10 protein-coding genes and 1 tRNA gene are annotated in these 14591 nt (G+C 36.9%); 8 read left to right on the plus strand and 3 right to left on the minus strand.

Annotated elements, in window-relative coordinates; genetic code table 11:
* Positions 1–294: 294 nt before the first annotated feature.
* The 3 genes from LNQ34_RS04385 to LNQ34_RS04395 form a co-directional block, all read right to left on the minus strand.
* Positions 295–1236 (minus strand): pentapeptide repeat-containing protein, encoded by a 942-nt coding sequence (locus LNQ34_RS04385; protein ID WP_229998791.1) that lies wholly within the window; start codon positions 1234–1236, stop codon positions 295–297.
* 411 nt (positions 1237–1647) lie between these two features.
* Complete coding sequence (locus LNQ34_RS04390; protein WP_229998792.1) at positions 1648–4038, minus strand: cadherin-like beta sandwich domain-containing protein; 2391 nt, start codon at positions 4036–4038, stop codon at positions 1648–1650.
* A gap of 872 nt (positions 4039–4910) precedes the next feature.
* Positions 4911–4985: transfer RNA gene (locus LNQ34_RS04395), tRNA-Pro, on the minus strand.
* A 201-nt stretch (positions 4986–5186) separates the two neighbouring features.
* Between LNQ34_RS04395 and LNQ34_RS04400 the strand changes: the two genes are divergently transcribed.
* From LNQ34_RS04400 to LNQ34_RS04435, 8 genes are all read left to right on the plus strand, one after another.
* Entirely contained in the window at positions 5187–7712 is a 2526-nt protein-coding gene (locus LNQ34_RS04400; RefSeq protein ID WP_229998793.1) for a DUF2339 domain-containing protein, read from the plus strand.
* Positions 7699–8931 (plus strand): hypothetical protein, encoded by a 1233-nt coding sequence (locus tag LNQ34_RS04405; protein WP_229998794.1) that lies wholly within the window; start codon positions 7699–7701, stop codon positions 8929–8931. Before LNQ34_RS04400 ends, LNQ34_RS04405 begins: the two co-directional genes overlap by 14 nt.
* A gap of 237 nt (positions 8932–9168) precedes the next feature.
* On the plus strand, positions 9169–9936 hold the full coding sequence (locus LNQ34_RS04410) for a ParA family protein (RefSeq protein ID WP_202701528.1): 768 nt from the start codon (positions 9169–9171) through the stop codon (positions 9934–9936).
* A gap of 5 nt (positions 9937–9941) precedes the next feature.
* Positions 9942–10844 (plus strand): ParB/RepB/Spo0J family partition protein, encoded by a 903-nt coding sequence (locus tag LNQ34_RS04415; protein ID WP_202701529.1) that lies wholly within the window; start codon positions 9942–9944, stop codon positions 10842–10844.
* Positions 10844–11404 carry a DUF5683 domain-containing protein gene (locus LNQ34_RS04420; protein WP_202701530.1) on the plus strand — a complete coding sequence of 187 codons (561 nt, stop codon included), beginning with the start codon at positions 10844–10846 and terminating at the stop codon, positions 11402–11404. The genes LNQ34_RS04415 and LNQ34_RS04420 overlap by 1 nt, the downstream gene beginning before the upstream one ends.
* Positions 11405–11444: 40 nt before the next feature.
* A complete protein-coding gene (dapB, locus tag LNQ34_RS04425; protein ID WP_229998795.1) occupies positions 11445–12146 on the plus strand; it encodes a 4-hydroxy-tetrahydrodipicolinate reductase in 702 nt (233 codons plus the stop codon).
* Between the two features lie 66 nt (positions 12147–12212).
* A complete protein-coding gene (gene lepB / locus LNQ34_RS04430) occupies positions 12213–13766 on the plus strand; it encodes a signal peptidase I (RefSeq protein WP_202701531.1) in 1554 nt (517 codons plus the stop codon).
* Between the two features lie 90 nt (positions 13767–13856).
* Complete coding sequence (locus LNQ34_RS04435) at positions 13857–14474, plus strand: WbqC family protein (protein ID WP_202701533.1); 618 nt, start codon at positions 13857–13859, stop codon at positions 14472–14474.
* Positions 14475–14591 lie beyond the last annotated feature (117 nt).

Raw genomic sequence — 14591 nt, forward strand, 5'->3', positions numbered from 1 at the left:
AAAAACACACTTAAAAAATCAATGTTTTGAAATAAAAGTCGATCCAAACCTATTATTGTGACCCCAATTAAAATCTGTCTCACCGTATTTTCGAATTACACGTAAATAGGGAATTCGATACGTAAGCCCGAGGCTAAAACCACACGCTATAATTTAAAGAGAGAATTTTAGTAATTTACCTCCAAAATTATTCCATGATACAGACAACACACTGAATACCAATTAGAAACAAGAATACAAACTATTTAAAAAAAGCAAAGTTTAAACTAAACTTTGCTTTTTTTAACTTTTAAACTAGATCGTTGTTACCTTCGACAAATCGACACCAACACCTTTAAGGGCTGCATAAGTTAACTTGTCCATTACCGCTCCGTCAAAACAGATGGTCTGAAGTGTCTTATAATATCGGTTTGTCAGTGCAAATGCCGGACGGAACGAAACATTTCTAAAAACGGCTCCTTTAAACGAAACGTTATTCAATGCCGCATTAGAGAAGTTCACATCCATAAAAATATGTCCGTCAAGACAAAGCCCCGACAAATCTGAATATTTAAAGTCAACCCCATTAAAAATACAGTCTACAAATACTGTTTTTCGAAGATCAGCTCTGACTAACTTTACATCAACCAATTCTGCATCCATAAACTTTACTCCGCCTAATTCTGAAGCACTGAATTCAGTACGCACAAGTGTGGCTTTAATGAAACTGGCATTGGAAAGATCAAGTGCAGAAAAAGTACAATCTGTCAAGTTCGCTCTGGTAAAATTAGCTTCACGCACATCACTGCCTTTAAACAAACTGCCTGTCAGGTCTGCATTTGAAAAGTCGCTGTCACGCAAATCGCTTCCAACAAATTTCCTATTGGCCAGACGAACTCCCGCTAAATCTGTTTTTGCAAGAGCACTGCCACTAAAATTGATCAATAATGGCCGCTCCGGTCTGTCAGAAGTATCCACTTCTTTAGATTCTTTTTGTTCCTGCTCCTTAGTAGCATTTATTACTTTGGAAGTTGACGCATTTTCTAACGTTTGAAGATTTTCTGAAAAATAATTAAGGTCAACGTTTAAAATTTCTGCAAGTCGGTCTAAAGTAGCAATATCCGGAAAGGATTCTCCTCGTTCCCATTTCCCCACTGCCTGCGGACTGATAAATAAAAGTTGAGCAAGTTGCGCCTGAGACATGTTTTGCTCTTTTCGTACTTTGGCAATCTTGTTGCCGATTTTGTTAGCTTTCATAAATACTATCTTTTGTGATACCGCAAAATTAGTTTGACCTATTCTCTAAAACCTTAAAAACAACCCTCCCTATAGTTGTAATCACGCTACTTATAGTTGCATCTCGCAACTGAGGGTAGCCACTAACAAATTTAAAGACTATACCCGCCAAACAAACTGTAATCGTAGAAAAAAATAAGCAGCAATTAAAGATTTTTTTGTCCAAATAAAATAGTACAAGACCGTTTGAAGATTTTCCACAATAAACCAAAACGAGCAAAAAACAAAAAAGTCTTTTCAGAGGACTGAAAAGACTTTTTTCCGGATTCTAAACCAATTCATTTTAGCTCCTGAAAATATACGACCCGATACAGAATTCAGAATTCTATACCCGTTTTCCTTACGAAACAGAACGCAAAAAACAACCCAATCTTATTCTACAATTAATTTCTCTGTTGCTTCAGCTCCATCCTGATTGACTTTCATTATGTAAACTCCTTTTTGTAAGTCCCCAATATTTACTTCTCTGCCAGCTGTCTGAACAGATAAAACCATTTTTCCAGACATATCAAATATTTTTACATTTTTCACAGCAGTTGATTTAGTTTCTACATATACCTTTCCTTTTTGTATAAGATTGGGATACACTGCAAAACCTTCAATTTTATTATCAACTACTCCTAAACTACTTTTTTCGACTGTTACCGTATAGGTTTTTGCTGTACCATCCTGAGCTAAAACTTCTATTGTAATAACAATAGTACTCGCTCCAGAGGCCAAATCTATTTTTTGGGAAGGATCTTCGCTGGCCACTACTGTCCCATTGACTTTTATGGTCGCATGGCTATCAGTCGTAACTGGTGTTAACGTTATACTGCTAGCTCCGTTAGGCACTTTAGCCGTATAAACTGTAGTTTCCGGGGAGAAAACGGTACTCAACGCCCCGGCACTCAGACTCACATTACTTAAAGTAGCGACATTACTCAGTGTAGTGACTGTTGCCCGATTACCAGTGCTGGTTGTGGTTAAATAGGATGGATAACTACTACTCGTATTTAACTCCATAATCATGACCTGATAAGTTGTTCCGGGCATTAGACCCTTGACATCCAGACCAACATTGCCTGCCATATAATAAATGAGATACCAGCCTGTTGTACCGATCTGACCTCCCTGACCAAAAACAATGTTTTCCCTAAGAAATACATTATCCGGTACAGGTGTAGGGCCGTCATCTGTACCTAGACGCATAAATACAGCTCTCATCGCTCCGTTCCCTTTTGTAAAGTTCACTGTCGTTGCGGTTCCCGTTGTATTGGTAAAAGTAAGATTAGTGGCCTGAATCGTTGGCGGCGCAGAAAGCCTGAGCACTTTTATGGTGTAGTTTTTTACCGTACCGTCCTGAGCCGTAACTTCGATCGCAATACGATTCGCCTTAGCATCCACATTATTTACTTCCAGATTATCAATCGTCTGAGAAGGATTTCCACTGCTCACCGCTACCCCATTTACTTTTATAGTCGCATGGGTATCAGTAGTGACCGGCGTAACCGTGATACTGCTAGCGGCATTAGATACTCTGGCCATATAATCTGTAGTTTCTGAAGAGAAAACCGGATCCAAAGCTCCTGAACTAATACCCAAATTGCTTAAAGTAGCGACATTACTCAGTGGTGTAGTGACTGTTGCCGGATTACCGGTGCTGGTTGTGGTTAAATAGGATGGATAATCCCCTCCATCATCAATAAACTCCATAACCATGACCTGATAAGTTGTTCCAGGCGCCAAACCTTGGACTTCTAAATCAGAAAGCGCTGACCCATAGCGAATTAAACACCAACCTGTTGTACTGATCTGATCTCCCAAGCCAAAAATAGTGCTTCCTCTGAAATATAAATTATCCGGTACAGGTGTAGTTCCATCGCCTGTACCTGCACGCATTAAAAGCATCCTTTGATTTCCATTTCCATTGGTACAATCCACAGTAGTAGTGGTTGCTGTGGTCTTGGTAAAAGTAAGATTAGTGGCCTGAATCGTTGGCGGCGCAGAAAGCCTGAGCACTTTTATGGTGTAGGTTTTTACCGTACCGTCCTGAGCCGTAACTTCGATCGCAATACGATTTGCCTTAGCATCCACATTATTTACTTCCAGATTATCAATCGTCCGAGAAGGATTTCCACTGCTCACCGCTACCCCATTTACTTTTATAGTCGCATGGGTATCAGTAGTGACCGGTGTAACCGTGATACTGCTAACGGCATTAGATACACTGGCTGTATAAGCTGTAGTTTTAGAGGAAAAAACTGGAGTAAGTGCTCCGGAACTCAGGCTTACATTACTCAAAGTAGCGACATTGTTTAGTGTCGTCAATGTTGCAGAATTACCGGAGTTGACTGTTCTTAAATAATATATATTACTACCAACTCCATAAAACTTACTAGCGAACACCTGTACCTGATAGGTAGTCCCTGGAGTTAAACCTGTCACCTCCGCATTAGTCATCCTAGTATCAGCAACACAATACCAGCCCGACGTACCAATTTGATCTCCTGAACCAAAAGCAGTATTAGCGTTATAATTAACATAATCTACCGGAATAGCATTGGAGCTGGTGCCTGTTCCTTTGCGGACAAATACGGTACTAAAACCTACATCTCCAGGTTGCCAACTAATAGTCGATTTTGTTGCTGTAGTATTTGTAAAAGCAAGATTGGAACATTGTACTGTAGGCTGCGCCAACATCGTCTGAAAAACCGACAAAAAAGTGATCATATAACCCCAAAAAGGCTTTTTCGGAAAAAAGAAAATAAAAGTACGAGTCATAACAAAATGTTTTTTTTAAGTTTTTAAACTAAATCGAAATTTCTTGCAGTGCCATTTTTTAGTACTTTTAGCACTTTTGACGATGCAATTATTTATTTAACAGTTAAATCGCTACAAAGACAAAGGAACCAGTAAAAAAACAAAGAAGAGTTTGCAATTCAATAAACACAACTACAGATGTAATAATTGGTCGATTCATGTAATACACGGGAAAGTGAGCAACAAAAAAGGTTTGGAGCACTGGTTATCTTGAGATGCTTATTTGCAAAAAAAAAAGAAAATGAAAAGTAAATCAAAAGGCTTTTGTCGGGGTGACCCGATTCGAACCTGCGGACTTCCCGATTCCGATCGGGACGCCATAACTCTTTAACTAATATGATTTTGGTTCAGCTATATGATTCAATTCAGCTATATGATTTCAGTTTAAACCAAAAAAAAAGTCTTTCCAAAAAATGAAAAGACTTTTGTCGGGGTGGCCCGATTCGAACCTGCGGCCTTCCCGATTCCGATCGGGACGCGATAACAGTTCAGCTATATGATTTCAGTTTAAACCAAAAAAAAAAGTCTTTCCAAAAATGAAAAGACTTTTGTCGGGGTGGCCCGATTCGAACCTGCGGCCTTCCCGATTCCGATCGGGACGCCATAACTCTTTAACTAATATGATTTTGGTTCAGCTATATGATTCAATTCAGCTATATGATTTCAGTTTAAACCCAAAAAAAAGTCTTTCCAAAAATGAAAAGACTTTTGTCGGGGTGGCCCGATTCGAACCTGCGGCCTTCCCGATTCCGATCGGGACGCGATAACAGTTCAGCTATATGATTTCAGTTTAAACCAAAAAAAAAGTCTTTCCAAAAATGAAAAGACTTTTGTCGGGGTGGCAGGATTCGAACCTGCGGCCTCCTGCTCCCAAAGCAGGCGCGATAACCGGGCTACGCTACACCCCGTAAGCGGGTGCAAAGATAGAACTATTTTTTACTTATCCAAAACAATTTCAAAAATTAAGAGCCTTTTTTATTTTCTAAATAAAACCAAGGCTTCAAAAGCTAAATACTTTTTATTGAATTAACACGAAAAAAGCTTAAAAGCCTTCATCATATGAAAATGTTATTATATTTACAAAATCATAATATCAAACTCATTTCCAAATGGAAGGTTTTCTTTTAGCCCTGTTGTTTTGCTTTTTATTTTATATTCTTAATACCATAAAAAGTCGTTTTGATCATCTTGAAGATGATATTCAAAAACTCAGTAAAAAAATTGATTTATTAAAAACAGTGGAAAAATCTACTGAAAATATTTCGGTTGCCCCCATTCCGGTTGTCAAAAAAGAAGATTTCAGGACAATCCCGGAACAATCGAATCAAAATATTCCTGAACCTGTTCAACCCGAAGTTGTCGAGGAAAAAATTTCTATTGCAACACCAACAGAAGAAATTAAGACTCCAGAACCTGAAAAACTGCATGCTCCGGCAGCATTACAACCTGCTCCGGTAGCTGAAAAAACAGTTCCAAAACAAATCGCTCCTGTAGCACCTGAAAAATCATTCTGGGAGAATTTTAAAGAAAAAAATCCGGATCTGGAAAAATTTATCGGAGAGAACTTAATTAACAAAATTGGAATCTTAATTCTTGTTTTAGGAATAAGCTATTTTGTAAAATATGCCATCGACAAAGACTGGATTAATGAACCCGCACGTGTTGGAATTGGCGTTTTATGCGGAGCAATAGTTATGGGAATAGCGCATAAATTACGTAAAAACTATGCTGCATTCAGCTCTGTTATTGTTGCAGGCTCCATTGCCATTTTTTATTTCACTATTGGAATTGCTTTTCACGATTATCACTTGTTCAATCAAACGGTTGCTTTTAGCATTATGGTAATCATTACTGCTTTTAGCGCCTTAATCTCCTTATCGTACGACAGAATCGAATTAGCGGTACTTTCTCTTATTGGAGGATTTGCCGTTCCGTTTATGGTCAGCACCGGTGCAGGAAACTACGTTGTTCTTTTTACCTATATTGCGATTTTGAACATCGGAATTCTGGCTATCGCCTCTTATAAAAAATGGAATCTGGTTAATATTCTTTCTTACATCTTTACGGTTCTTTTGTTTGCAGCCTGGTTATCGAAGGATTTAAATTCTGACAAGCCGCATTACGCCGGAGGTTTTCTGTTTGGATTCCTCTTCTACTTTATCTTCATTTTAATGAATATCATTAACAATATCCGATCAAAAGGCGAGTTTTCAAAAACTCAGCTTACTATCCTGGCAAGCAATACATTTTTGTTCTATGCAGCTGGAATGGCTATCTTAACCTTTTATCATACTGAATTAAAAGGTCTATTCACCACTGCTTTAGCACTTCTAAACTTAATCTACGCCTGGTTTTTATACAAGAAATTCGAACTCGACCAAAAAGCGGCTTATCTGCTTATTGGACTAACCCTGACTTTTGTAACATTAGCGATTCCAATTCAATTTGAAGGAAATTATATCACGCTATTCTGGGCTACAGAAGCCGTTTTATTACTTTGGCTGGCACAAAAATCAAAAATTACAAGCTATCGATTCGGTGCTGTAATTGTTCATATCTTAATGCTTTTTAGTCTGATCATGGATTGGAATCATTACTACAGTAGCGATCTGCCTCTAAGCATCGTCATAAACCCAATTTTTATAACTGGTATTTTCGCTGTAGCTTCTTTGTCTGCAATTTGGTATTTGTTAAAAAATGAAACCGAAGATTCAACCCTCTTCAACATCACTTTCAATCCGGAAACGTACAGGAAATTTGTCGCTGCAGCAGCTGTTGGAATAGGTTATTTCACTGGTTTATTTGAAGTTATTTATCAATCTAATCATTATATCGAAAACCTATACAGTTCGATTGCACTCCCCATTTTATATCACTTACTGTTCTCTGCATTATACACTACATTTCTAATCGGGAGAAAAACAGCAGCAGGATATCAGGGCGCCTTGTTAATAGCTCTTTCAAATATTGTTTTATTTACCTTCTGGTTTTCCAATTATCCATTTTTAGAACACAGGGATATTATTACTTTAGGTGTTGGAACATCAATTGCTTTTTATCTTCATTATATTTCGTTGCTAATCACCGTTTACTTTGGTTATCAATTGTTTCAGATTTACAAAAAAACAAATTTCCCTTTTCTTCCTAGCCGATACCTCATCTGGGGTGCCGCCTTTTTCATCCTTTATATTTGTAGCTCAGAAGTAATGCTTCACGGACTTGTGGTTATGAATTCGTCTGTTTCTCTTCACGACCTACAAACAAGTACTTACACAGGCTACAAATCTAATTTACCTTATCTGCGTGAATTAGTAGCAGGAGACTCTATTCATCTGGCGAGTATTAAAATAATTAAAACCGGATTTCCTATTCTTTGGGGAGTTCTGGCTTTTGTGTTTTTAATTATCGGCATCAAAAAACAACAAAAATCTTTACGTATTATCGCTTTATCTTTGCTAGGATTAACCATTCTGAAATTATTCTTATACGACATCAGCAACATTTCCGAAACCGGAAAAATCATATCGTTTATCCTCCTGGGAATATTAATTTTAATTATCTCCTTTGTATATCAAAAAATCAAAGTCTTAGTTATTGACGAAGACAAACCAAAAAACAACAATGAAACTAACTAAATTCATCTTACTTCTATTTTTTGCAAACCTTTCTTTTGGGCAACATCAGACTACCGGAAAAATAAAACCCGTTTCGGAGAAAGGTTTTCATGAAATTGTTTTATCTCCCGAAATTAGATCTTATTCCAAACAAGATCTTAGTGACATCAGATTATTTGACTCAAAAGGAAATGAGGTTCCGTATTTTATCCAGACTACTAAAAACAATAGGCTAAACACTTTTACAGAGTATACCATTATCTCAAAAACAGTCACTCCCAAAAAAAGCACCTCTATTATCATTGCAATTCCGTCTGCTAAAAACCACAATCAGATCTCCCTTTTTATCGCAAATTCCGATGCCGAAAAAAGATATACGGTTTCCGGAAGTGATGATCAAACAGAATGGTTCGGAATCTCCAATGCTCAAATTTTAGATGACTTAAGCAGTGCGTCAGAAACTAGTGTTATTAAAACGATATCATATCCTTTAAACACCTACCGTTACTTAAAGATTGATTTTGACGATCAAAAAACGCTTCCTGTTAACCTCTTAAAAGCCGGTAATTTTACCAACCAGATTCATCAAAGACCTTTACAGGAAATCACTTCCGGCAAATCAACTGTGACAGAAAATCATTCAACGAAAGAAACACAAATTCATGTGCTTTTTGATGCCCCGCAAATCATCAACCAAATTTCATTTGAAATTACAAAACCCACTTATTACAGCCGTAAAGCTGTTTTATACAAAAAGGAAAAAAGACAATTAAAGAGAAAATCAATAGAAATAGAAGATGAAATCGCAACTTTCGAATTAAATTCAGATGCAAAAAGCATCTTTACGATCTCGGAAATATTCGAAAAAGAGCTTTTTATAAAAATAGAAAACAACGACAATCAACCGCTATCCATCTTAAAAGTAAAATTCAATCAAAACCCGGTTTCGATAGTTGCTGAACTAAACTCAAACGAAAATTATATTCTTAAAACCGGAAACAAATCCATGACCGCCCCGGAATATGACCTTTCTTCTTTTAAAAGTAGTATTGCCACCAATTTACCACAAACGTTTATTTACGATATCCAGCAAAAAACGCCCCTAAAGAATCAAGCGAAAAACAAATCTTTTTGGCAGCAATCCTGGTTTATGTGGCTATGCATTTTGTTAGGAGGTACAACTATTTTATTTTTCACAACCAGCCTTATAAAAGATTTGAAAAAGAAAAATGAGCAGTAAAATTTACCCCCACTTTTAATTCCATTTTTCTGACTAAAGTAAGCTTTTGTTCTTTTTAGACTAAACGAAATCAAAAAATAGAACGAAATTTCGTTCTTGTTTTTTGATTATCCTTAAAATCAATTCCAGAAAACACGCACCATACAACGATTAAACGAAGATTCACAAATGTTAACAAAATAGATTTTCAGAAACCATAAATAATTGTATTTTTACGGTTCAAAATTCAGAAAATAAATGGGCAAAATCATTGCGATTGCTAATCAAAAAGGAGGCGTTGGAAAGACTACAACATCTGTAAATCTTGCAGCCTCATTAGGCGTTTTAGAAAAGAAAGTATTGTTGATCGATGCTGATCCACAAGCCAATGCTACATCTGGCCTTGGGATTGACGTAGAATCAGTTGAAGCCGGAACTTATCAAATCCTGGAACACAGTATAACACCAAAAGAAGCCGTTTTAAAATGTACAGCTCCAAATGTTGATGTGATACCTGCACACATTGACCTTGTTGCCATCGAAATCGAATTGGTTGACAAAGAAAACAGAGAGTATATGCTTAAAAAAGCGTTAGAAAGCGTAAAAGACGAATATGACTTTATCATTATCGACTGTGCTCCTTCTCTAGGTTTATTAACCTTGAATGCTTTAACAGCTGCTGATTCTGTGGTTATCCCAATCCAATGCGAATATTTTGCACTTGAAGGATTAGGAAAATTATTGAACACCATAAAAAGTATTCAAAAAATACACAACCCGGATCTTGACATCGAAGGATTGTTACTAACCATGTACGATTCAAGATTGCGTTTGTCTAATCAGGTTGTAGAAGAAGTTCAAAAACACTTTAATGATATGGTTTTTGATACCGTTATTCAACGAAATGTTAAACTGAGCGAGGCACCAAGTTTTGGGGAAAGCATCATTAATTATGACGCAACCAGTAAAGGAGCCGTTAATTACATTAACTTAGCTCAGGAGATTATAAAGAAAAACAGCAAATAGTTTTTATGACAAAAGCAATTAAAAAACAAGCCTTAGGAAGAGGATTATCAGCGTTATTAAAAGATCCGGAAAACGACATTACATCAGTAGAAGATAAAAATGCTGACAAGGTTGTTGGAAATATCATTGAGCTTGAAATAAGTGCTATCGAAATAAATCCGTTTCAACCCCGAAGCAATTTTAATGAAGAATCGTTACGCGAATTAGCCACCTCTATTAAAGAACTTGGTGTAATTCAACCTATTACTGTTCGTAAATTAGATTTCAACAAATATCAGCTAATCTCAGGAGAGCGTCGTTTACGTGCTTCGACCATAGTAGGCTTAACACATGTTCCTGCCTATATTCGTATTGCCAACGACAACGAATCCTTGGTTATGGCCTTGGTGGAAAACATCCAGCGTCATGACTTAGATCCGATTGAGATCGCACTTTCCTACCAACGTCTGATTGACGAAATTCAACTGACACAGGAGCAAATGAGTGAGCGTGTTGGAAAAAAACGCTCTACAATTGCCAATTATTTACGTCTTTTAAAACTGGATCCGATCATTCAAACAGGTATCCGTGACGGTTTTATCAGTATGGGGCACGGCAGAGCAATCATTAATATTGAAGACTTAGACATTCAGACTGATATCTACCAAAAAATAGTAAGTCAGAATTTATCTGTTCGTGAAACCGAAACTCTGGTAAAAAACTATCACGAAAGTTTAAAACCAAAAGCAGAAGGAAAACCTAAAGCAGAGTCTTCTTTTGTGGTTAGAGAAACACAAAAAAACACTTTCAACGATTATTTTGGTTCGAAAGTTGATATAAAAGTCGCCGGTACGGGTAAAGGAAAAATCACCATTCCATTTGATTCTGAAGCCGACTTTAACAGAATAATAAAATTAATCAACGGATAGTGAATAAAATTGTCCCCATAAGCCTATTGTTCTTTCTCATAGGAACCGTTTCTCTTTTTGCCCAGGTAAAAAAAGACACGGTTTTGGTTGTTAAAGACACTAGCAAATTGCAGGAAATCGATCCGCTTACACCTGCAAAAGCAGCATTCTACTCGGCAATCTTACCGGGTTTAGGTCAGGCATACAATAAAAAGTACTGGAAAATCCCTTTGGTCTACGGAGCGATTGGTACGAGTTTATACTTCTATCTTGACAATAACAAAAAATACCACGATTATCGCGAAGCCTACAAACGAAGACTGGAAGGCTACAATGACGATAAATATAAATTCCTGGACGACAGCAGACTTATTGCCGGTCAGAAATTTTATCAGCGAAACAGAGATTTATCACTATTATTTGTCGTTGGTTTTTATGCCTTAAACATTATCGACGCCAACGTTGACGCTGCATTGATTCAGTTTAACGTAAACGAAAGATTATCATTGCGCCCGGAAATTTACCCTGACGCTGTAACTTTCAGACCAAATGTTGGACTAACTTTTAATTACCACTTTTAAATAACTCCGGTTACTTGAATTTTAAAAAAAAATACACGAAATGAAAATTGCGCTTTTAGGATACGGAAAAATGGGTAAAGTAATCGAGCGAATTGCTTTGGAAAGAGGTCATGAAATTGTTTTGAAAAAAGACGAATTCAGTACTTATGACGGACTTTCAACAGCCGATGTCGCGATCGATTTCAGCGTCCCTACTGCTGCCGTTGACAATATCTCCAATTGCTTTCATGCTAATGTACCTGTAGTTTCAGGAACTACAGGATGGTTAGAACACTATGACGAAATGATATCGCTTTGCAACGAAAAGAAGGGCGCTTTTATTTCGAGCTCTAACTTTAGTTTAGGGGTTAATATTTTCTTCGAACTGAACGAATACTTAGCTAAAATCATGTCTCAACTGGATTCGTATAAAGTTACGATGGAAGAAATTCATCATACACAAAAACTGGATGCTCCAAGTGGTACGGCAATTTCTTTAGCCAAAGGAGTTATCGAAAACAGCCAATACACCAATTGGACTCTAGACGAAGCACAAAACAACGAAATTCATATTGAAGCTAAAAGAATTGGCGAAGTACCAGGAACTCATACTGTAACCTACGACTCCCCTGTAGATAGCATCGAATTAAAACACACTGCACACAACCGCGAAGGGTTTGCTCTTGGAGCGGTAATCGCAGCAGAGTGGCTTGCCGGAAAAACAGGAATCTATTCTATGAAAGACGTATTAAATTTAAAATAAACCGTTATGAAGGTTTAGGTAAAATTTCAAATTAAGTCCCGAACCTAAAACTTTAAATAAAATATTATGACACTATATCTTTGGTTTGTATTTTTCTTAGCCGTTCAGGTTATTCATTTTATCGGAACCTGGAAATTATATCAGGCTGCCGGAAGAAAAAGCTGGGAAGCTGCGATTCCGGTATACAATTCAATCGTTTTAATGAAAATAATCAGCCGCCCAACCTGGTGGACTTTATTGCTTTTCATTCCTATTATTAACCTGATTATGTTTCCGGTGGTTTGGGTAGAGACTTTAAGAACGTTTGGCAAAAAAACAACTTTAGATACTCTTCTAGGTATTTTCACTTTAGGCTTCTATATCTATTATGTTAACTACACTCAAAAATTAGTGTACAACGCTGACAGAAAATTAACTTCTGAAAATAAAGCAGGAGACACCCTGAGTTCTTTACTTTTTGCCGTTATTGTAGCAACATTGGTACATACTTATTTAGTACAGCCTTATACAATTCCTACTTCTTCTTTAGAAAAATCTTTATTGATTGGGGATTTCCTGTTTGTAAGTAAAGTAAATTACGGTCCAAGAGTCCCTATGACTACGGTTGCATTACCAATGGTACATGACTCTATTCCGTTTGTAAAACAAAAATCCTATTTGAAATGGCCACAATTGCCTTATTTCAGATTGCCTGCTTTAGAAAAAATAAAACGAACTGATATTGTCGTTTTCAACTGGCCGGTAGATACGGTTCACTATTTTTACGAACCAAAAGGAAGACCGGGTGTCATCAAACCAATTGATAAAAAATCAAATTACGTAAAAAGATGCGTAGGTATTCCGGGAGACAGCTTATCGATTAAAGATGGATTTGTTTTCATTAACGGAAAAAAATTAGTTTTACCGGAAAGAGCAAAACCGCAATATTCTTATTCAGTAGCCATAGACCCAAAAATCCCTATTGATTTTGAATCTTTGGTAAGAGAGCTTGATATTACAGACGGGGCAGGATTTAAAAGCGAAAAAAGAGACACTCTTTATTTCAGAGCTTTAACAGAGGCAAGTGCAGAACGTCTAAAAAACACTCCTGGCATTACTGCCGTTACAAGAGAAATTGACCACGGAAATGACAACGCTATTTTCCCGCACATCAACAAATGGAATCAGGATAATTTTGGTCCGATTTATATTCCGGAAGCAGGAAAAACAGTTGCTTTAACCAATGAATCATTACCATTTTACAAAGACATTATCACCACTTATGAAGGAAACACTTTGCAGCTGGATGGCTCTAAATTCTTAATCAATGGTAAACCTGCTACAACTTATACTTTTAAGCAGAATTACTATTGGATGATGGGAGACAACCGTCACAACTCTGAAGACAGCCGCTACTGGGGTTATGTTCCTGAAAATCACATTGTAGGAAAACCGGTTTTCATCTGGATGAGCTGGGATACTAATGGTAAAGGAATCAACAAAATTCGTTGGAGCAGAGTTTTCACAACTGTTGATGGTGAAGGCCAACCACAATCTTACTTTAAGTATTTCCTGTTTATTCTTGCAGCCTACTTTGTTGGAGAATATTTCTGGAGAAAAAGAAAACAAAACAAAGCATAAATAAAAAAAGTTATTTTTGTGTCAGGTTTCAAGTTTCAGGTTCACTCACAACCTGAAACTTGAAACCTGAAACTTTTAAAGCAATTAAAAATGAACTCTCTATTACTTCCTACTTATTTTCCATCGATCAGCCACTTTGCAGTTATGGCACAATCTGAAAATATTACTTTTGAAATGGAAGATAATTTCCAGAAACAAACTAACAGAAACCGCACCTACATCTATAGCCCGAACGGAATTCAGCTACTAAATATCCCGGTTAAACATTCGAAATCAGCTCATCAGAAGACAAAAGATGTTTTAATCGAGAATGAATTTGACTGGCAAAAACAGCATTTCAAATCGTTGGAAGCCGCTTACAGAAGTTCTCCTTTTTTTGAGTTTTTTGAAGATGATATTCGTCCTGTTTTTGAAAAGCAGCACACTTTTTTAATGGATTTGAATCTGGAAGTTCTGGACATCACTACCAAGTGCCTGCGCATGAAATTAGCGTTCGGCAAAACCACAGAGTATTTTCATGAGGCAGAAAATATCTCCGATTTCAGAGTTTTGGCTAACGGGAAAAAAGACCTTAATTCATTCGAAAAGTACACTCAGGTTTTTGACGACAAACATGGTTTTATCAACAATTTAAGTGTTTTGGATTTACTTTTTAATGAGGGTAAGTTTGCTATGGATTATTTGAAAACACAAAAACTACTGGTTTAATATTTAACCGCAAAGCACGCAAGGATTTACGCAAAGTTCGCAAAGTTGATTATCATCACTTTGCGAACTTTGCGGTTTTATAGAATCTTTGCCATTAAAAATCCTTGCGTGCTTTGC

This window comes from Flavobacterium lipolyticum, from assembly GCF_020905335.1.
In the GTDB taxonomy this organism is placed as follows: Bacteria; Bacteroidota; Bacteroidia; order Flavobacteriales; family Flavobacteriaceae; genus Flavobacterium; species Flavobacterium lipolyticum.